This window comes from Bacillus sp. UNC41MFS5 (genome assembly GCF_000686805.1).
Map to the genome: position 1 here is coordinate 148,969 of NZ_KK366020.1, position 19,705 is coordinate 168,673.

At 45.6% G+C, this 19,705-nt stretch carries 19 protein-coding genes; 15 read left to right on the plus strand and 4 right to left on the minus strand.

Features of this window, described 5'->3' with window-relative positions; genetic code table 11:
• Positions 1 to 267, plus strand: a 267-nt coding sequence (locus BR30_RS38260; RefSeq protein ID WP_231507854.1) for a hypothetical protein, incomplete at its 5' end; no start/stop codon positions are given.
• A gap of 64 nt (positions 268 to 331) precedes the next feature.
• Positions 332 to 556, plus strand: a complete 225-nt coding sequence (locus tag BR30_RS0129450) for a hypothetical protein (protein WP_026568171.1) — start codon at positions 332 to 334, stop codon at positions 554 to 556.
• Positions 557 to 615: 59 nt separating this feature from the next.
• On the opposite strand, the gene BR30_RS0129455 is transcribed toward BR30_RS0129450, so the two are convergent.
• Positions 616 to 801, minus strand: coding sequence for a 2-hydroxymuconate tautomerase (locus BR30_RS0129455; protein ID WP_026568172.1), 186 nt, complete (start codon positions 799 to 801; stop codon positions 616 to 618).
• Positions 802 to 1,068: 267 nt separating this feature from the next.
• On the opposite strand from BR30_RS0129455, the gene BR30_RS0129460 reads away from it, so the two are divergent.
• Positions 1,069 to 1,689, plus strand: coding sequence for a site-2 protease family protein (locus tag BR30_RS0129460; RefSeq protein ID WP_231507869.1), 621 nt, complete (start codon positions 1,069 to 1,071; stop codon positions 1,687 to 1,689).
• 16 nt (positions 1,690 to 1,705) lie between these two features.
• Positions 1,706 to 2,215, plus strand: a complete 510-nt coding sequence (locus tag BR30_RS0129465; RefSeq protein ID WP_026568174.1) for a YwhD family protein — start codon at positions 1,706 to 1,708, stop codon at positions 2,213 to 2,215.
• A gap of 112 nt (positions 2,216 to 2,327) precedes the next feature.
• On the opposite strand, the gene BR30_RS0129470 is transcribed toward BR30_RS0129465, so the two are convergent.
• Positions 2,328 to 4,394, minus strand: a complete 2,067-nt coding sequence (locus tag BR30_RS0129470; RefSeq protein WP_026568175.1) for a transglycosylase domain-containing protein — start codon at positions 4,392 to 4,394, stop codon at positions 2,328 to 2,330.
• Between the two features lie 199 nt (positions 4,395 to 4,593).
• On the opposite strand from BR30_RS0129470, the gene speE reads away from it, so the two are divergent.
• The 5 genes from speE (at position 4,594) to BR30_RS0129495 (ending at position 9,325) form a co-directional block, all read left to right on the plus strand.
• Complete coding sequence (gene speE, locus BR30_RS0129475; RefSeq protein WP_026568176.1) at positions 4,594 to 5,421, plus strand: spermidine synthase; 828 nt, start codon at positions 4,594 to 4,596, stop codon at positions 5,419 to 5,421.
• 261 nt (positions 5,422 to 5,682) lie between these two features.
• The gene (gene speB, locus BR30_RS0129480; protein WP_026568177.1) at positions 5,683 to 6,555 is read left to right on the plus strand and encodes an agmatinase; all 873 of its coding nucleotides are present in this window, start codon (positions 5,683 to 5,685) and stop codon (positions 6,553 to 6,555) included.
• Positions 6,556 to 6,925: 370 nt separating this feature from the next.
• Positions 6,926 to 7,363: a YwiB family protein gene (locus tag BR30_RS0129485; protein WP_231507855.1), complete on the plus strand. Its 438-nt coding sequence runs from the start codon at positions 6,926 to 6,928 to the stop codon at positions 7,361 to 7,363.
• Positions 7,350 to 9,020 (plus strand): arginine--tRNA ligase, encoded by a 1,671-nt coding sequence (argS, locus tag BR30_RS0129490; protein WP_026568179.1) that lies wholly within the window; start codon positions 7,350 to 7,352, stop codon positions 9,018 to 9,020. The genes BR30_RS0129485 and argS overlap by 14 nt, the downstream gene beginning before the upstream one ends.
• Before the next feature lie 125 nt (positions 9,021 to 9,145).
• Positions 9,146 to 9,325 (plus strand): H-type small acid-soluble spore protein, encoded by a 180-nt coding sequence (locus BR30_RS0129495; protein ID WP_026568180.1) that lies wholly within the window; start codon positions 9,146 to 9,148, stop codon positions 9,323 to 9,325.
• A gap of 46 nt (positions 9,326 to 9,371) precedes the next feature.
• On the opposite strand, the gene uvsE is transcribed toward BR30_RS0129495, so the two are convergent.
• Together uvsE and cls are read right to left on the minus strand one after the other, a co-directional pair.
• On the minus strand, positions 9,372 to 10,337 hold the full coding sequence (uvsE, locus tag BR30_RS0129500; RefSeq protein WP_026568181.1) for a UV DNA damage repair endonuclease UvsE: 966 nt from the start codon (positions 10,335 to 10,337) through the stop codon (positions 9,372 to 9,374).
• Between the two features lie 206 nt (positions 10,338 to 10,543).
• Positions 10,544 to 11,746 (minus strand): cardiolipin synthase, encoded by a 1,203-nt coding sequence (gene cls / locus BR30_RS0129505; RefSeq protein ID WP_026568182.1) that lies wholly within the window; start codon positions 11,744 to 11,746, stop codon positions 10,544 to 10,546.
• Between the two features lie 187 nt (positions 11,747 to 11,933).
• On the opposite strand from cls, the gene BR30_RS0129510 reads away from it, so the two are divergent.
• The 6 genes from BR30_RS0129510 to BR30_RS0129535 all read left to right on the plus strand — a co-directional run bounded on the left by BR30_RS0129510 (position 11,934) and on the right by BR30_RS0129535 (position 19,619).
• The gene (locus BR30_RS0129510; protein WP_026568183.1) at positions 11,934 to 14,036 is read left to right on the plus strand and encodes a (Fe-S)-binding protein; all 2,103 of its coding nucleotides are present in this window, start codon (positions 11,934 to 11,936) and stop codon (positions 14,034 to 14,036) included.
• A 248-nt stretch (positions 14,037 to 14,284) separates the two neighbouring features.
• Entirely contained in the window at positions 14,285 to 15,472 is a 1,188-nt protein-coding gene (locus BR30_RS0129515) for an acetyl-CoA C-acetyltransferase (RefSeq protein WP_026568184.1), read from the plus strand.
• 237 nt (positions 15,473 to 15,709) lie between these two features.
• The gene (locus BR30_RS0129520) at positions 15,710 to 16,561 is read left to right on the plus strand and encodes a 3-hydroxybutyryl-CoA dehydrogenase (RefSeq protein ID WP_026568185.1); all 852 of its coding nucleotides are present in this window, start codon (positions 15,710 to 15,712) and stop codon (positions 16,559 to 16,561) included.
• Between the two features lie 78 nt (positions 16,562 to 16,639).
• Entirely contained in the window at positions 16,640 to 17,770 is a 1,131-nt protein-coding gene (locus tag BR30_RS0129525) for an acyl-CoA dehydrogenase (protein WP_026568186.1), read from the plus strand.
• 54 nt (positions 17,771 to 17,824) lie between these two features.
• Positions 17,825 to 18,964, plus strand: coding sequence for an acyl-CoA dehydrogenase (locus tag BR30_RS0129530; RefSeq protein ID WP_026568187.1), 1,140 nt, complete (start codon positions 17,825 to 17,827; stop codon positions 18,962 to 18,964).
• 16 nt (positions 18,965 to 18,980) lie between these two features.
• Positions 18,981 to 19,619: a TetR/AcrR family transcriptional regulator gene (locus tag BR30_RS0129535; RefSeq protein ID WP_026568188.1), complete on the plus strand. Its 639-nt coding sequence runs from the start codon at positions 18,981 to 18,983 to the stop codon at positions 19,617 to 19,619.
• Positions 19,620 to 19,705: the final 86 nt, after the last annotated feature.

Genomic DNA, 19,705 nt, shown 5'->3' on the forward strand with positions numbered 1-19,705 from the left:
TGTCCATCGGAGGAGAACCGAAAGACATTTTTTCTGGTGGCATGTGTGGTTATGTCCATCGGGGGAGAACCGAAAGACATTTTTTCTGGTGGCATGTGTGGTTTTGTCCATCGGGGGAGAACCGAAGGACGTTTCTCTATGGTCATGTGTGATTTTGTCCATTGGCACCTGTCCAAAAAGATGTATTACTTAGTTCCATATGAACTTCTCCTTTTAATGGTAAGTCATGTTGTAACCAGATTTTCTGATAAATTAATACTCTTATGAATGCAGATTTGTTATGATTTGGATATTAAGGTAAAAATCATATCATTTGAGGGGGGCGTCCGCTATGACAGGAACGATTGCAGTCATTATGGTATTTGGCATTCCGATTACAGCCATTATTACTACCCATTTTCAGAAACAGTCGAAAATCAAAGCAGGTATGCTGAAGGATGAACTCGAGCTCGAAAAACTCAAACACATAAATTATTTAGCCGAAACTGAAAAAATGAAACTAGAACTCGAGAAACTAAAGATCGGAAGCCCAAAAGACGAGATTAAGTTTTTGTAACTAAAAAAAGGGTGTCAGGCACCATGTGAAATTTTCACATGGTGCCTGACACCGAATTTTTATTGGTCGCTTTTTCTTACTCCGGCGATTCCAAGGTTGCTTTTGCTCATTTCTTCGATCATTACGTGGATGGCTTCTTTTGGTGCGCCTGTTGTTTCGCTGACTGCATCGGTTACTTTTGTAACGAGGGCACGCTTTTGATCGTCGGTACGTCCCTCAAGCATTTTTACTGTCACATATGGCATGTTTTTTTCCTCCTCCGTTATATGTATGTTTAGTCCTTAAGCCGCTAAACGATTGCTACAGCCTTTCTATGTTAGTGTTCCATAATTCGACGAAAAGTGCAATAATCGATGACACTTTTGATTTTCTTTTTCTAAACGGTTTCATGTATACTAAAAGGAATATAGATAGATAGAAAATGGAGTTTGCGCACGTAAGCGTGACATCCGTTTGAGATGGAAGGAGATATGGTGTTGGAAAATTTTAATTTTCTTGCCTATCCGTTAAGCATGATTCCCTATTTGGCAATTACCCTGATGATTGCCTTTACGTTTCATGAATTTGCCCATGCGTTTGTTGCCTATAAATTCGGTGACATGACCGCACAAAAACAAGGCCGATTGACGTTAAATCCGCTCAAACACCTTGATCCAATCGGCACGATTTTAATATTTATCGCCGGCTTCGGCTGGGCCCGTCCGGTACCGGTTAATCGCTTTTTCTTTAAAAAGCCTCGTTTAGCCGGAATTCTAGTTTCTGTTGCCGGGCCGCTCAGCAATCTGGTCTTAGCTTCACTCGGCTTTGTTGTCGCGTTCGGGTTAAACCGTTTCGGTGCAGCTCCGCCTGAAAGTATTTATGATTTTCTGGAAATCTTTATCCGACTTAATATTGTTCTCTTTATCTTTAATCTGCTGCCATTCCCGCCGCTCGATGGATACCGGATTATTGAAGACTTAGCGCCCAACCATGTGCGCGCAAAAATGACGCAGTATGAACAGTATGGCGGATTAATTTTTCTAATTTTAGTGTTCACCCCGCTCGATCGTTATACGATTGAACCCATTTTCGCGGTCATCATTCCGTGGGTATGGGATGGTTTAAGTCAATTCTTCAGTATGTTGTTTTTTTAGGAGGTTTTGAGTTTTAATGGAAGATAATAAAAAGAAACTTGGTTTTAATATCATCAAGAGTGATCCGACCGATGGTCATAAAGGTTATGGAAAAGGTGCTTTGAGCCTTGATAATGTGTCACCTGTCATCATTGATGTTGACGCTGGCGAAGCGGAGATTGATGTCGGCGCCATGCATGCCCGCAGCGTTGTGGAAAAGGGCATTAAATTTTTGAAAAATCAAGAAGAAGTTCCGAACGGAAAACCGTATTGGCTTGTGTGGGTAACGATTGACCGCAACCTAGAAGGCCCATACTACGCGGGTGTGACGGCCTGCTTCATGACCGTTGACCGCGAAATCCGCCGCGGCTACAAATCCTTGCCTGAGCACGTAAACCGCATGGATAAGTCGCTGAAGCGTCATATCATTGTCGACGATATGGATGCGAATTCGAAAAAGGTATTAGCGGAATTCTTACGTAATCATAATGAAGTTTTATGGAACAACTCAACGGATGAACTCAAACAGGGTTTATTGGCAGAATAGGAAATTAATGCTTGTAATTTTTTTGAAAATTATAGTATCATATTGAGTGTAAAAACAATGTAATACTAGGACAAGAAAAGCTCCGGAATTTTCCGGAGCTTTTCTATTTCAGTTAAGTCCACGGCATAATTCTCTTATACCAAGGAACTTTCTTCGTGCTCTTATGTTTCTCAGGCATTGGCTCATGGTTGTCTAGATGTTCGGTGCAATATTCCGTTGGTTCGGTGCCGCTAACGAAATAGGTGAAGCGGCGCACCGGGCAATCCTTGGTCGCCAATTTGCCATTCTCGGGGTTGACATAGACCCCTATGACACCTTCCTTCGGTGCCTTAAATGCCTTGACGGGCTTGCCTTTTAAGGCTTCTTCCATAAAATTAGCCCAAATATTTTTCGCATACGTCTTTTCAGCAACCAGCTCAATCGGTTTTCCCATATCATAGCCAGCCCAGACGGCCGTCACGAGCTGCGGAGAGTAGCCAATCATCCAGCTGTCGGTTTCAGTTGAGCCCGATTTTCCTGCATAAGGACGGGTAATATCATTGATGACCGTGCTGCCGGTGACCTTCGCATATCCGTTCAGCTTTGGATCGAAAATCCCCGTCAACATTTGCGTCATCACATACGCCTTAGCGGGGTCTAACACCTTTTCTGTTTCCTCTTCTTTTTCATAAATCACGTTGCCATTATAGTCTTCCACTCTCGTAATCAGGGTTGGATTAACCTTTTTTCCACCATTAGCAAACAAACTATAGGCATTCGCCATTTCGATGACGCGGACACCTGAAGTCCCCAATGCCAGGGACGGTACATGCGCCATTTTTGAAGAAAGGCCGAATTTTTTCGCCGTGTCGATTAAGGTCTCTTCTCCCAAAAATAAATGCGTTTTGACGGCAAAAATATTATCGGAGACAGCAAGCGCCTGGGCAAGGGTGATTTCCCCGTTAGCATATTTATTGTTAAAGTTGTGCGGTGTATAGTCAGGCTGGCCATCATCAAAATGGAAGGTCGTAAACTCACTGCGCATCGTCGAAGATGGCGTAAAGCCTTGCTCAAGGGCCGCGTAGTATAAAAGCGGTTTAATCGTTGAACCAGGTTGCCTGATGGCCTGAACGGCACGGTTAAAGGAACTTTTTTCATAGTCCCTGCCGCCGACCATCGCTTTGACATAGCCGTTTTTAGGATCCATTGCAACGAGACCGACTTGAATTTCTGATAGATTCGCTACATATTTATGAACTTGACTTTCCGCGGCTTCCTGCTGCTTGCGGTTAAGCGTGGTATAGACCTTTAACCCGCCCAGGGCGATCGTGCGGTCATCTAAATGCAATTGATTTTTCAAGGCATTTCTGACGGCATCCTGAAAATAAGGGGCGACTTTCACTTTTTGCGTATTGTGAGTACCCTCGATGGTCACAGGCTGCTTAGCCGCATTGATGGCATCCTTTTTATTGATGTAATGATTGGTCACCATGCTTTTTAAAATAATGGCTTGGCGGCTTTTCGCATGTTCCATCGAGGCCAGCGGAGAGTAGATGCCCGGGCCCTTTGGAATTCCCGCCAGCATACTTGCTTCGGCAAGCGTTAAGTCAGCTGCTTTTTTTCCAAAATAATATTGGCTGGCTGCCTCCACCCCATAGGCACCGTTGCCATAGTAAATCGTATTTAAATAGCCTTCAAGAATTTCTTTTTTGGAATAATTCATCTCGATGCGGATGGTATAAAAAGCCTCGTGCAGCTTCCGCGTCCATGTTTTGTCGTGTTCGAGAAATAGATTTCGCGCGTACTGCTGGGTGATCGTGCTTGCGCCCTGTACCTTTGCGAAGGCTTGCACATCGGCTAACACCGCACCTGCGATACGCTTAAAATCAAAGCCATGGTGCTCGTAGAAATTTTTATCTTCAATGGAGATGGTCGCATCAACCAAATCCGGTGAAATATCCTTTAAATTGGTCCAATACCGTTTTTGACCGCTGTTACTCTCGCCAATCAATGTCCCGTCATCTGCAAAGAGTAAGGTTGATTGCGGAACGGCGAGCGGTGGTGCCCCTAAAATTTTTGCATAGGCAAGAATCCCGAGGAAGAGAATAAGCATACAAACCATGCCTATCAAACTGATGATAATAACTGCGCGCAAATATTTAATTGTCTTTCGAAACCCTTGATCCGTCATGATTTCCATGATGTTCACCACCCCTTTTTAAAAAAATAGATAGTAATAGTATTGAAAAAATAGAGTCTTTTTAAACATTTATTGGTTTATTTATTTAAATTTTGCTAGACTTTTTCTTGTGTTTGTAATTCAATGGTTTGGGTACTATAAAATTGAATGATTACTTGGTATGTATAAAACTGAGATCCATTGAAAGGAAGCGGTAAGCATGTCAATTTGGTTTACAGAAAAGCAAACCGAACATTTTGGAATCACGATGAGAGTAAATAAAACCTTACATACAGAACAAACTGAGTTTCAAAAGCTGGATATGATTGAAACAGAAGAGTGGGGCAACATGCTTCTTTTAGATGATATGGTGATGACATCGGTCCGCGATGAGTTTGTATACCATGAAATGGTGGCGCACGTTCCGTTATTTACGCACCCGAATCCGGAGAATGTCCTGGTTGTCGGCGGCGGTGACGGCGGTGTCATTCGTGAAGTGTTAAAGCACCCAAGCGTGAAAAAAGCGACGCTTGTTGATATTGATGGCAAAGTCATTGAGTACTCAAAGAAATTTTTGCCGGAGATTGCCGGTATGCTCGATGACCCGCGTGTCGATGTCCAAGTGGACGACGGTTTTATGCACATTGCGAACAGCGATAATCAGTATGATGTGATTATGGTGGATTCTACCGAGCCAGTCGGTCCAGCTGTGAACCTATTTACTAAAGGTTTCTATGCAGGGATCTCGAAGGCGTTGAAGGAAGACGGTATCTTTGTGGCACAGTCGGATAATCCATGGTTCAAAGCGGATTTGATCCGTAACGTTCAACGCGATGTTCGCGAAATCTTCCCGATTACACGTTTGTATGTCGCAAATATCCCAACGTACCCAAGCGGCTTGTGGGCATTCACGATCGGTTCAAAGAAATATGATCCATTAGAAGTGGCTGAAGACCGCTTCCATGAGATCGAAACCAAGTACTATACCAAAGAACTGCACAAAGCCGCATTCGTGTTGCCGAAGTTTGTTGGGGATTTGGTGAAGTAATAGGTGGTCTTGACGACCGAACTTGAGAAAAAAGAGGCCCCCAGGTCACGTAGAGAGGTTCTACATGCCCGAAATCGATGAAAATAGGCTTCCCGGGTCACGTAGAGAGGTTCTACGTGCGCGAAGTCGATGGAAAAGAGGCCTTCAGGTCACGTAGAGAGGTTCTACGTGCCCGAAACTGATGAAAAAGAAAGCTTTCGGTCACATAGAAAGCCTTTCAATACCCAAAGAGTTGTTACATAGAGAGTGAGGGATACATAGATGCGTTTTGATGAGGCGTATTCAGGGAATGTGTTTATTAAGAGTCATCCGAATTTTGAGGAGAGTCAGGTTGTATTATACGGGATGCCGATGGATTGGACGGTTAGTTACCGCCCGGGTTCACGGTTTGGTCCGGCCCGCATCCGCGAGGTATCAATCGGTTTAGAGGAGTACAGTGCCTATCTTGACCGCGAGCTGGAAGAGGTAAAATACTATGATGCCGGCGATATTCCGCTTCCATTCGGAAACCCGCAAAAGAGCATTGACATGATTGAAGACTTTGTCGACCAAGTCCTTGCTGCCGGCAAGTTCCCGCTGGGCATGGGCGGTGAGCATCTTGTTTCATGGCCAGTGATGAAAGCTATGTATAAAAAGTATCCGGATTTAGCAATTATCCATTTTGATGCTCATACGGATCTGCGTGAGCACTATGAAGGCGAACCGTTATCGCACTCGACCCCAATCCGTAAGATTGCGGAACACATTGGACCGAGCAACGTCTATTCTTTTGGGATTCGTTCCGGGATGAAGGAAGAGTTCGTGTGGGCGAAGGAAAACGGGATGCATATTTCCAAGTTTGAAGTGCTCGAGCCGTTAAAAGAAATCCTGCCGACTCTTGCTGGCCGTCCGGTCTATGTGACAATCGATATCGATGTTCTTGATCCAGCGCATGCGCCAGGCACAGGTACGGTGGATTGCGGCGGCATCACTTCGAAAGAACTGCTTGCTTCTATTCATGCGATTGCCCGTTCCGAGGTGAACGTGGTCGGCGGTGACCTAGTCGAGGTGGCACCGATTTATGATCCATCAGAGCAAACAGCGAATACTGCAAGTAAGTTAATCCGTGAAATGCTGCTTGGCTGGGTGAAATAGGAAATTGGTGCCTGACACCATTTAAGAGGTGGTGCCTGTCCCGATAGAGGGGCGGGCATCTTTTTGATTTGTACGGTTACAATGTTTATAATAGAAAAAGTATGCATTAGAGCAGATACGTCAATTACTAGGACTAGAATCATTCCAAAGAATGAAACTGAGTTCCTTTTTAAGAAAAGCGCAAGCGCCCTGGTCAGCGGCGTATGGCCTGGAGCGCTCCAACCGAGATAAAGGAAACACGAAGAGCGATAGCGATTCGATGTTGACTTATCGTAGGGCGGAGAGCGAAGGACACTAGCCGCTAGGGCGCTGGAGCTAGACAGTAATCAAGTTCAAAAACTTATACTTTCTTATCAAAGAAAAAAGGGAAGTGCCATTAGGTTTGTCTACGATTGAAATTCCGATGAAAATTAATGTGAAAACGACGATTCATCAGCTTGGCGGCAAGGAAGTGTATGAGCTGGCGGTGTTTGGCCGCTATCTTGAAAAAGATGGTGCCTCGTTTCTTAAGTATGAAGAGGTGCAGGATGAGGGCACCGTTCGAACGATTGTCAAAGTGGCTGGTGAAGAGGCGCTGATTTTGCGCGGTGGTGCGGTGAAGATGCGCTTGCCGTTTCGGTTGCACAAGAAGCTGCGCGGCAGTTATGAAATGCCGTTTGGGTCCTTTGAGACGATTACTCTAGCCAAACGGATCGAGCATGCTGATGGTCTGATTGACATTCTTTATGATTTTTCGATGCAGGGTAAGCCTGCTGGTACATACCATTTGGAAATTACCTTTCAGGAGGATAACAATGAACATAGTTGAACAAGTGCAAAGTAAGTTGAAAGAAGAGATTCGGGCAGCAGTGCTGAAGGCGGAACTGGCGACGGAGGAACAGATTCCGGCTGTGATTCTGGAAACACCGAAGGAGAAGGCGCACGGCGACTATTCGACGAATATGGCGATGCAGCTGGCTCGCGTTGCGAAGAAGGCGCCGCGTGTGATTGCGGAGGCCCTGCTTGCGAACATCGACCGTTCGAAGGCTTCGATTGAAAAAATTGAGATTGCTGGTCCAGGATTTATTAATTTTTATATGAATAATAGTTATTTAACCGAGCTGATTCCGACGGTGCTGAATGCTGGGGAGAAGTACGGGGAGACCACAGTTGGCGGCGGCCAGAAGATTCAAGTCGAGTTTGTATCGGCGAATCCGACGGGTGACTTGCACCTTGGACATGCGCGCGGTGCGGCGGTGGGTGACTCGCTTTGTAACATTCTAGCGAAAGCAGGCTATGATGTTTCGCGTGAGTACTATATTAATGATGCGGGTAACCAGATTAATAATCTCGCTTTATCGGTGGAGGCACGTTATTTCCAGGCACTTGGTTTGGAAAAAGAAATGCCGGAGGGCGGCTACCATGGTGCTGATATTATTGGCATTGGTAAAAAGTTAGCTGAGGAGTTTGGCGACAAGTATGTACATATTTCTGAAGACGAGCGCCAAGAGTTTTTCCGTGAGTACGGTTTGAAGTATGAAATGGCGAAGCTGAAGCAGGATCTTGAGGATTTCCGTGTTGGATTTGATGTTTGGTATTCGGAGACTTCGCTTTATAAGAATGGAAAAATTGATGAGGCTTTGGCGGCGCTGCGTGCGAGCGGTTATGTGTATGAGGAAGACGGTGCGACGTGGCTGCGCTCAACGGACTTCGGTGATGATAAGAACCGGGTGCTGATTAAGCAGGATGGTTCGTATACGTATTTGACGCCGGATATTGCTTATCATAAGGACAAGTTCGGCCGCGGCTTTGAGAAGTTGATTAATATTTGGGGAGCGGACCACCACGGTTATATTCCGCGTATGAAGGCGGCGATGCAGGCACTTGGCTATGACCGCGAGGCGCTAGAGGTGGAGATTATTCAGTTGGTTCACCTTTATAAAAATGGCGAGAAGATGAAGATGAGTAAGCGGACCGGTAAAGCGGTGACAATGCGTGATTTGGTCGATGAGGTCGGCCTCGATGCGACGCGTTATTTCTTTGCGATGCGCAGTTCAGATACGCATATGGATTTTGATTTGGATTTAGCGGTGTCGGAATCAAATGAAAATCCGGTGTATTATGCTCACTATGCTCATGCGCGGATTTCTAGTATCCTTCGTTCTGGTGAGGAGCAGGGTGTTCAAGTGACGGCGGATGCGGATATTTCGTTGGTAACGTCGGAGAAGGAAATGGATCTATTGAAGAAGGTTGGAGAGTTCCCGGCAGCTGTAGGAGAGGCCGCAATAAAGCGCGTCCCACACCGGATTACGAATTATATCGTAGAATTGGCGTCGACGTTCCACAGTTTTTATAATGCAGAAAAGGTGCTTGACCTTGATAATATCGAGCGCACTAAGGCGCGCCTCGCGTTGGTGCGGGCGGTGCAAATTACACTCCGCAATGCGCTGGCGTTGATTGGGGTTTCAGCTCCGGAAAAAATGTAATGGTTGATGGCTCTCTTACTTCGGTAAGGGGGCTATTTTTTTATGGGATTGTCCATAAAAATGAATAGTAACTAATTGATGGCAAATACTAGTAGGGACATTAAAGCTAGGAGTGGATGAAACCAATGAATGTGGGACGAGCCAAGGAAATTGTCGAATCTGCCGATATGATTCATGTAACCTACGAGGGGACGCCAGTAATTATTCAACATGTGGATGAGGCGTCAAAAGTTGCGAGAATTTATTCAAGGAATGACCCGGACAATGAGCGTGACGTTCCTGTTTTGAACTTAATTGAGGAATAAAAAAGAGTCTTCGAGCGTGTTCGAAGACTCTTTCTATATAGCCTTTTTATTTGACCTCCACCGCACCGCCGCTTATCCGCTTAAACCCGCGTAGCTTGCTTAGATCTTCAATTAATTTCAGCGCCGCTTGATCCTTTGCTTTGGCCTCAATCATGAAATCAACATCAGCCCCAAATTCGCGCACCATTTTCAAAAAAGGCATGATAAATTCCGGATCCACGAAATCAGCATGGGAACGGAACTCCTTCTCGTTTTTTGGAGAGGAAATATGAACCTTCGGGATGCGATGCGGCCCATGCTCATGTTCCCAAGTTCGGAAAATCCGCGGCAGCAGTTCCTCGAGTGCAGTCTCGGACAAGTTGGCCATATGGTGGTGATAGTCAAACACAAACCGGATGGATTCCTTTTCACAGGCTGCTAACGTTTCATCGGCGTTGTACGTTTTATCGTCATTTTCTAATGTCATCACCTGTTTAATGGGCGCGGGCAGTGTCGTTAAATTTTGATGAAAGCGCGGTAGAGTTTTTTGTTTATCACCATAGGCACCACCAATATGGATATTAATCAGCCCGTCCTGCTCAAGGCCCATCGCTTCAAACATACGATAATGGTAACGCATATCGACCACCGCGTTTTCGGTAATCTTCGTTTGCGGTGAGGTGAACAAGGTGAACTGATTCGGATGGAAACTGACCCTTAATTTCTTTTTTTTAACCAGTTCGCCAATCTCTAGCCATTCTGTGCGAAAAGGAGTCACAAAGTCCCAGTTCACGTCCGGATGGGTCGCAAGCGGGACAATCGAACTAGACATCCTATACAGTTCAAGCTCATGAGCAAGATTGTAGTAGAGCATGCGCAGGGTATGATTCAAATTCTGCTTCGTCACCTCAAGCAGCTTTTCCATGCGCTCTTCAGGGCTTAACTGCTGATACCGAGTAAACGTCAGCGTCTTCGCTGGGGAAGCATCCCACAAACTAATCGCATGAGAAACATAACCAAACCGAATCTTCATAAAAATAACTCCTTTAATAAAAGGCTTTGTAAAAGTTAATTTCGGCACCATGTTGATGGTGCCTTTGACGGTGCATGACACCATTCGTGCACACTAGTCCGAATACGGTGGACAATGCTGGTTTATAAAAAATAGGAGATTGCAGCTGCGATGCCCGCGGAAAGCGAAGTGCCTGAAGCGGAAATCAACATGCATGTTTAAGCGATTTATAGAAAATAAGAAACGAGTGCTGCGATGCCTTCTTTGAAGGTACGGATTGGGTTCGGTTTGTTAAGGACAGCTAATGTCAGCGGCACAGAGTCCTCAATATCCATTTTTAAAATCTCCATCAAACGTTGAATAAAGGCCGGGTCATAAATATAACAATTGATTTCCTTGTTTAAATACATACTTCTTTTATCAAAATTAGCCGTGCCGATATCGCAAATTTTGTCATCTATCACGAGTGTCTTTGCATGGTAAAAACCTTTTTTATATTGAAAAACATCCGCACCTGCTCGAATCAGTTTACGCAAATAGCGGAACGAGCCCTCTTGGACCAGTGGATGGTCTGCTGCATAAGGGACGATCACCGAGAGATGAACCCCCCGTTTTAAGGCAGCTAGTAACGCCGCTAAGATTTTTTGACAGGGGATAAAATAGGGCGAACCAATAATGATGGAGTTGTCGGCTTGGTGAATGAGCGTAAGATAATTCTGTTCTAACTGCTGAGCCTCTGTCGGAACAAATCGGTGCCGGACCTGACCATCAGTCATGACTGGGAAATAGGCCGAATGACCCATGATATCCTCGCCGGCGTATTCATGCCAATCGATCAAAAACTCCGTTTGCAAAAAATTAACGCTCCGGCCGGTTATTTTCAAATGGTAATCACGCCAAATCCCCAAGGAAGGCTCTTCATCGATATATTCCTTGCCGATATTAAAGCCGCCAAGATAGCCAATTTTCCCGTCTATAATCGTAATCTTGCGGTGATTCCTTACCTGAGAAGAATAAAACAGAAAGGGAAGCTTAATATGATTGCTAAAAGCAAAGCGAACACCCGCCTCCCGGAGCGACTGAATCACCATTTTCTTCACCTTCCAGCTGCCGAGCCGGTCGATGAGCAGCCGAACTTCCACCCCGGCACGGGCTTTTTCTTTTAAAATAGAGAAAAATTCCTGACTGATCGCATCGTCTTTGACAATATAAAAGAGCACATGAATATGCTTTTTCGCGTTCCGTAGTTCATGAAAATAGTCTGCGAACAGCTTCTTTCCGTGTGTGAAAATATCCAAATCACCATGAATAATGGCTGTTTCCCTTCTACTGACAATGGAAAGATGCTTCTTTCTACCTAAATGAAAATCCAAAACGAGCCATATAATGATGAGAAAAAGGAGTACGCTCAACATGAGTGCCACATTCATCAGGGTTCTTTCCTCCAATCAGTTTTGTTAGTTTTTCCTTAAGTACCCTTAAATATAAGTAAACTCAACTTTTCAAAAATTCATTTGACTGAATGCTCATTCATAATATAATAGAGTTAAGTATAGATTCTGAAAATTGATTATTTTCGAAGTTGTTTTAGTGGATAACAAGGAAAGGGGCATAACTATGAATGGATTACTTTGGGTTAACTTGATTGCATTTCTTCTTGTAACCGCTTACGCAATCAGCCTATTCGTGTATGTGGTCAAGACCCGGATCGAATTTATTAAACTTGGGAAAAAGGTTGAGTTCGATGACAATGTCAAAGAGCGACTTCACAAAATTTGGGTCAATGTGTTCGGCCAAAAGAAATTGCTCAAGGACAAAAAAAGCGGGATCATGCACGTCATGTTCTTCTATGGCTTTATCCTCGTCCAATTTGGCGCCATCGATTTTATTATTAAAGGGATTAAACCGGGGGCACATCTTCCGCTTGGACCGCTTTATACAGGGTTTACTTTTTTCCAAGAGCTCGTCACACTGATGATTTTAGTGGCAGTCATCTGGGCTTTTTACCGCCGGTATGTCGAAAAATTAGTCCGCTTGAAGCGCAACTTTAAATCAGGTCTGGTTCTTATTTTCATCGGCGGCTTGATGCTTTCTGTGTTACTAGGCAATGGAATGAGCATCATCTGGCATGGTGAAGAGACCTCATGGACTGAACCTGTCGCTTCGCTGATTTCAGTTATTTTTTCAGGGATTGGTGAAACCGCCTCTATTGTGATTTTCTACATTGCCTGGTGGGCGCACTTATTATTCTTGTTAACCTTCTTAGTGTACGTACCGCAATCCAAGCATGCCCACTTAATTGCGGGACCTGCGAATGTGTACTTTAACCGTTTAGATAAACCAGGAAAATTGAAAAAGGTTGATTTTGAAGATGAAACCCAGGAGTCGTTTGGGGTTGGAAAATTAGAAGATTTCACGCAGCACCAAATGATTGATTTTTATGCCTGCGTGGAATGCGGACGCTGTACGAATATGTGTCCGGCTACGGGAACAGGGAAAATGCTGTCACCAATGGACTTGATCGTTAAACTGCGTGATCATTTAACCAATCATGGCGCCGTTGTTACCTCGAAACAGCCATGGGTGCCAACCTTTGCATTTGGGAATACGACGGGGAATCAGCTGGCCCTTGCGTCAGCAGGCCAAGGTGCACAAGAATCCGCGGCCACTGCAGTCTACAGTCCGAGCTTGATTGGCGATGTGATTACGGAAGAAGAAATTTGGGCTTGTACGACCTGCCGAAATTGTGAGGATCAATGCCCAGTCATGAACGAGCATGTTGATAAAATTATTGATTTGCGCCGTTATTTAGTGTTAACCGAAGGGAAACTAGACGCCGATGCGCAGCGTGCGATGACCAACATAGAGCGCCAAGGCAATCCGTGGGGCTTGAACAGAAAAGAACGTGAAACCTGGCGTGAAGCCCGTGAGGATGTTCATGTACCAACCGTGAAAGAAATGAAAAAAGCAGGCGAGGAATTTGAATACCTCTTCTGGGTAGGGGCGATGGGTTCTTATGATAACCGCAGCCAAAAGATTGCCTTATCATTTGCGAAACTGCTCAATGAAGCTGGCATTAAATTTGCCATCCTGGGAAATAAAGAAAAGAACTCTGGCGATACACCGCGCCGCCTCGGGAATGAATTCTTATTCCAAGAGCTGGCAACGAAAAATATCGAGGAATTTGAAAAAGCGGAAGTCAAGAAAATCGTCACGATTGACCCACATGCTTATAATATTTTCAAAAATGAATACCCTGATTTCGGCTTAACGGATGTCGAGGTGTTCCATCATACCGAGGTCCTTTATGAGCTGGTTCGTGATGGGAAGCTCGTACCGAAACATGCGGTAAATGAGACGATTACTTTCCATGATTCCTGTTATTTAGGGCGCTACAATGATGTCTATGATGCACCGCGCGAGATTCTAAAATCGATTCCAGGCGTGAAACTTCTTGAAATAGAGCGGAACAGAGAGAAAGCGATGTGCTGTGGTGCAGGCGGCGGCTTGATGTGGATGGAAGAAGAAACTGGACACCGCATTAACGTGGCTCGAACCGAGCAGGCACTTGCTGTGAATCCGTCGGTTATCAGTTCCGGCTGTCCGTACTGTTTAACAATGCTCTCGGACGGAACGAAGGCGAAAGAGGTCGAAGAAAAGGTATCAACATACGATGTAGCTGAACTGCTTGAAAAGGCGGTTTGTGGAGAAGTCGCTTAGATTTTGATGGAGTGTAGAAGTTGATTTGTTTATTTAATTCGTAAAATTTTTAAAATTTTGTGTAAAACATTTCAACTTCTACGCTTTTTTATGTAAAATATAATTATATATAAAACGCTTACATTATCATTTTAAAAAGCAGAAGACTGCGTTTCTTTTTTGGTTTGTGTCCGAGCGAGCGTTCAGTCACCGTATCTATTTTTTATGAAAGTTTATCTGAATATGTTGAATAGGAGAGTGTGTGCGAGATGGGAAAAACAGTTATTTTAAGCGGAGTTAGAACGCCTTTTGGAAAATTAGGAGGAGGTTTAAGCAGCTTTACTGCTTCACAGTTAGGCGGAATCGCGGTAAAAGAGGCATTAGTTCGTGCGGGCGTGAAGCCAGAAGAGGTAGAGGAAGTCATTCTTGGAACGGTATTACAGGGCGGACAGGGGCAGATTCCATCACGCCAGGCGGCGCAGCATGCGGGACTGCCATGGGAAGTGAAAACAGAAACGATTAATAAAGTATGTGCGTCAGGGATGCGGAGTGTCACGTTGGCTGATCAAATCATCCGCGCCGGCGATGAGGAAGTGATTGTTGCAGGCGGGATGGAATCGATGAGCAACGCACCATATGTACTTCCAAAAGCACGCTGGGGCTTCCGCATGGGAGACGCACAGGTGAAGGATTTAATGATTCATGACGGTTTAACTTGCAGTTTCACTGGCGTTCACATGGGGACTTACGGAAATGAAGCGGCTAGGGATATGGAAATCAGCCGCGAGGCACAGGATGAGTGGGCATTAAGGAGTCATGTGCGCGCGATTGAAGCGATTGAGAGCGGGAAGTTGGCGGAAGAAATTGTCGCGGTAGAGGTTCCACAGCGCAAAGGAGCTCCGGTCGTTGTGGCGACAGATGAAGCACCGCGAAAAGATACGTCGTTAGAGCGTTTGGCTAAGTTAGCACCAGTATTTAATTCAACAGGAACGATTACTGCTGGGAATGCACCAGGAGTTAATGACGGTGCGGCAGCCCTCGTGTTAATGAGTGAAGAACGTGCGGCTCGCGAAGGCCGTGTTGCTGAAGCAGTGATTGTTGGTCATGCAGCGGTTGCTGTAGAAGCAAAGGATTTCCCGAAAACTCCTGGAATTGTCATTAATGAGCTATTACGAAAAACTGGCAAAACGGTGGACGAAGTCGATTTATTTGAAATTAATGAAGCTTTTGCGGCAGTGGCATTAGTCAGCGGAAAAATCGCCGGCTTGGATCCAGAAAAGGTCAATGTCAATGGCGGTGCGGTCGCCTATGGTCACCCGATTGGGGCGAGCGGGGCACGGATTATTCTCACATTAATGCATGAATTAAAGCGCCGCGGCGGCGGAATTGGAATTGCCGCGATTTGCAGTGGAGGCGGCCAGGGCGATGCGGTGATGATTGAGGTTCCGCGCGGGTAGTAGTTTTATAGAAATGGATCTAATTTCCATATTTTGTCTAATTGTACAAAAGACGTTGATTTTTGCACAAAACCGGCTGAAAAATGAACAAAACCCATAGGAAAATGAACAAAACAGGGTAAATTTGCACAAAACAGCTTGGAAATTGCACAAAAGTTATTTTTACCCAAGAGTTTTTTAAAATAACAAATAAAAAAACTAGGTCGGACCAGTTCCGGCCTTCTTGGAGGGGATCGAATGAAGATTTCAAAGCTTATGGTCATTGGTGCAGGACAAATGGGCTCCGGGATTGCTCAAGTTTGCGCTCAGGCGGGGTACACGGTCGTACTTAATGATTTAAAACAGGAGTTTGTGGAACGCGGCCTAGCCGGAATCAATAAAATACTTACACGGAACGTTGACAAAGGACGCCTCACTGAAGAGCAAAAACAAGAAATTCTCGGCAACATTACCGTGTCCACCGATTTAAACGATGCCCGTGACGTCGACCTCGTCATCGAAGCCGCCGTTGAAAATATGAACATCAAAACCAACATCTTTGCCCAACTTGATGAAATTACCCCAGCACACGCAATCCTTGCGAGTAATACCTCATCCTTGCCTATCACGGAAATTGCTGCGGCTACCAAGCGTCCGGAAAAAGTGATCGGAATGCACTTCATGAACCCGGTTCCGGTCATGAAGCTCGTTGAAATCATTCGCGGCCTTGCAACATCCGATGAAGTCTACCAAGTGATTGAAGATATGACAAAGACCTTGAGCAAGGTGCCGGTTGAAGTGAACGACTTCCCAGGGTTTGTTTCCAATCGCATTCTGATGCCAATGATTAACGAAGCGATTTATACGCTTTATGAGGGTGTGGCTACAAAAGAAGCCATTGATGAAGTCATGAAACTTGGCATGAACCACCCGATGGGACCGTTAACCTTGGCTGATTTTATCGGCTTGGATACGTGCCTGTATATTATGGAAACGCTCCACCAAGGCTTTGGCGATGACAAATACCGTCCTTGTCCGCTCCTTCGCAAATATGTGAAAGCAGGCTGGCTTGGCAAGAAATCAGGGCGCGGTTTTTATACGTACGAATAAACACAGCATTTCTTCGAAAAAGGGGTCGTGATAATGATGAGTACCACGATAGTACATTCTTCCAAAGGGGAGACCACCATGAATCTTACATTCACCGAAGAACAAGAAATGATGCGAAAAATGGTACGTGATTTTGCGAACAGCGAAATTGTTCCATTTATTGAAAAGATGGAAAGAGGGGAATTTCCGCGCGAAATCCTCCGAAAAATGGGAGCCCTAGGCTTAATGGGGATTCCTGTCCCTGAGAAATACGGCGGTGCGGCGATGGACTTCACCTCCTATATCCTAGCAATCCATGAACTTTCCAAAGTAAGCGCTACCATTGGGGTGATTCTTTCTGTCCATACCTCGGTCTGCACAAACCCGATCCTTTATTTTGGAACGGAGCAACAGAAAGAGAAATACGTGCCGAAGCTGGCTTCAGGGGAGTACCTCGGTGCATTTTGCTTAACGGAGCCAAGTTCTGGTTCGGATGCCGCTAGCTTAAAGTCCCGTGCCGTCAAGAAGGGCGATCATTACGTCATCAACGGCTCGAAGGTGTTCATTACGAACGGCGGCGAGGCCGATGTTTATATCGTTTTTGCGAAAACAAATCCGGAACTAGGCAGCAAAGGGATTTCGGCGTTTATTGTTGAAAAAAATACTCCTGGCTTTATCGTCGGCAAAGATGAGAAGAAAATGGGATTGCATGGCTCGAGGACGGTCCAACTCACGTTCGAAGATATGCATGTTCCAGCTGAAAATCTGCTTGGTGCCGAGGGCGAAGGCTTTAAGATTGCGATGGCCAACCTGGATGTCGGCCGCATCGGGATTGCGACCCAGGCACTTGGGATTGCTGAGGCCGCACTGTCAGCCGCAACCACCTATGCTGGGGACCGCCACCAATTCGGCAAGCCGATTGCCGCTCAACAAGGGATTGGCTTTAAGTTAGCTGACATGGCGACCAGTGTGGAAGCAGCGAAACTATTAGTCTATCGCGCGGCGTATTTACGGACCCACGGCAAAAAATGTACGTTGGAAGCGTCAATGGCGAAATTGTTCGCGACCAAAACAGCAGTTGAAGTCACTACCGAGGCCATTCAAGTATTCGGCGGCTACGGCTACACCGAAGATTATCCGGTCGAGCGCTATTTCCGTGATGCAAAAATTACCGAAATCTATGAAGGCACGAGCGAAATACAACGAATTGTGATTAGTAAGCATCTGTAATTATGGCTCTTTATGTGAAAACAGCCTTAAACATATCCACTAGGAGGACTCGAAATGAACTTTAAACTCTCTGAAGAACATGAAATGATTCGGAAAATGGTTCGTGATTTTGCCCGGAATGAAGTGGCCCCGACGGCAGCGGAGCGCGATGAGGAAGAACGCTTTGACCGCGAGATTTTTGACAAAATGGCGGAGCTAGGTTTAACCGGGATTCCGTGGCCGGAAGAGTACGGCGGCATTGGCAGTGATTATCTGGCTTATTGTATTGCAGTGGAAGAGCTTTCCCGCGTTGACGCATCTACAGGCGTGATGCTCTCAGCCCATACTTCTTTAGCGGGCTGGCCGATTTATAAATTTGGCAGTGAGGAGCAAAAGCAAACCTACCTGCGCCCAATGGCAGAAGGGACGAAAATTGGCGCATACGGCTTAACAGAGCCTGGCAGCGGTTCAGATGCTGGCGGAATGAGAACGACTGCCCGTCGCGAAGGCGATCATTATGTCCTTAATGGCTCGAAGATTTTCATTACGAATGGCGGAGTAGCGGACATCTATGTCGTGTTTGCTTTAACCGATCCTTCGAATAAACAACGTGGAACAACCGCATTTATTATCGAGAGTGACTTCCCAGGCTTCTCGGTTGGGAAAAAAGAAAAGAAACTCGGGATTCGTTCCTCACCGACCACTGAAATTATTTTTGAAGATTGTATGGTACCGGTTGCTAACAGACTCGGAGAAGAAGGCGAAGGCTTTAAAATTGCCATGATGACTCTCGATGGCGGCCGCAACGGTATTGCCGCTCAAGCTGTGGGGATTGCTCAAGGTGCGCTTGATGCAGCAGCGGACTATGCCAAGGAACGTCATCAATTCGGTAAACCAATCGTCGCAAATCAAGGGATTGCCTTTAAACTTGCAGATATGGCCACAGGGATTGAGGCCTCTCGACTATTAACGTATCAAGCGGCATGGCTCGAGTCGCAAGGTCTGCCGTACGGCAAGGAGTCGGCGATGTCGAAGTTATTTGCTGGCGATACGGCGATGAAAGTTACAACTGAGGCTGTTCAGATTTTTGGCGGCTATGGCTATACAAAGGATTACCCAGTTGAGCGCTTCATGCGTGATGCGAAAATTACCCAAATCTATGAAGGCACACAAGAAATTCAACGACTTGTGATCTCGCGGATGATCACGAAGTAAGGCGGGTTAGAACATGATGAAAAAACGGGAAGTACTGGCTTCTGTAAAGGATGAACGTCTTGTTCAGAAACGGCGGGACCAAATGATTAAAGGGGCCGTCAGCCTTTTTAAGGAAAAGGGCTTTCACCGGACGACGACGAGGGAAATCGCCAAAGCTGCAGGATTCAGTATTGGGACCCTTTACGAATACATCCGCTCAAAGGAAGATGTCCTGTATCTCGTCTGTGACAGCATTTATGAACATGTGAGCGAGCGCCTCGAGCAGGACCTTGAGCAGAAAAAAGGCACCCTTTCAAGTCTGAAGCTAGGGGTTGGGCATTATTTCCGGGTTATGGATGAGATGCAGGATGAAGTGCTGGTCATGTATCAAGAAGCCAAATCGCTGACAAAGGATGCCCTTCCCTATGTGCTGAAAAAAGAAATTGAAATGGCGGCAATGTTTGAGAGCCTGATTGTCCGCTGTGTCGAAAACGGCGAACTGCAGTTATCGGAAAAACAGATTGAACTGATTTCCCATAACATTATTGTTGAGGGACAAATGTGGGCGTTCCGGCGCTGGGCGCTGCAAAAATTATATACACTAGATGAATATATTGAACTGCAAACGGAGCAATTATTTCATGGGATTCATTCGTCAACACAAGCTAGGACGTAATGCTGAACAGGTGGCGAGCCGTGAATGGAGTTCATTTTTACAAAAGGGTCTGAATACGAACAATGCATTAGGTTCATTTCTATAAA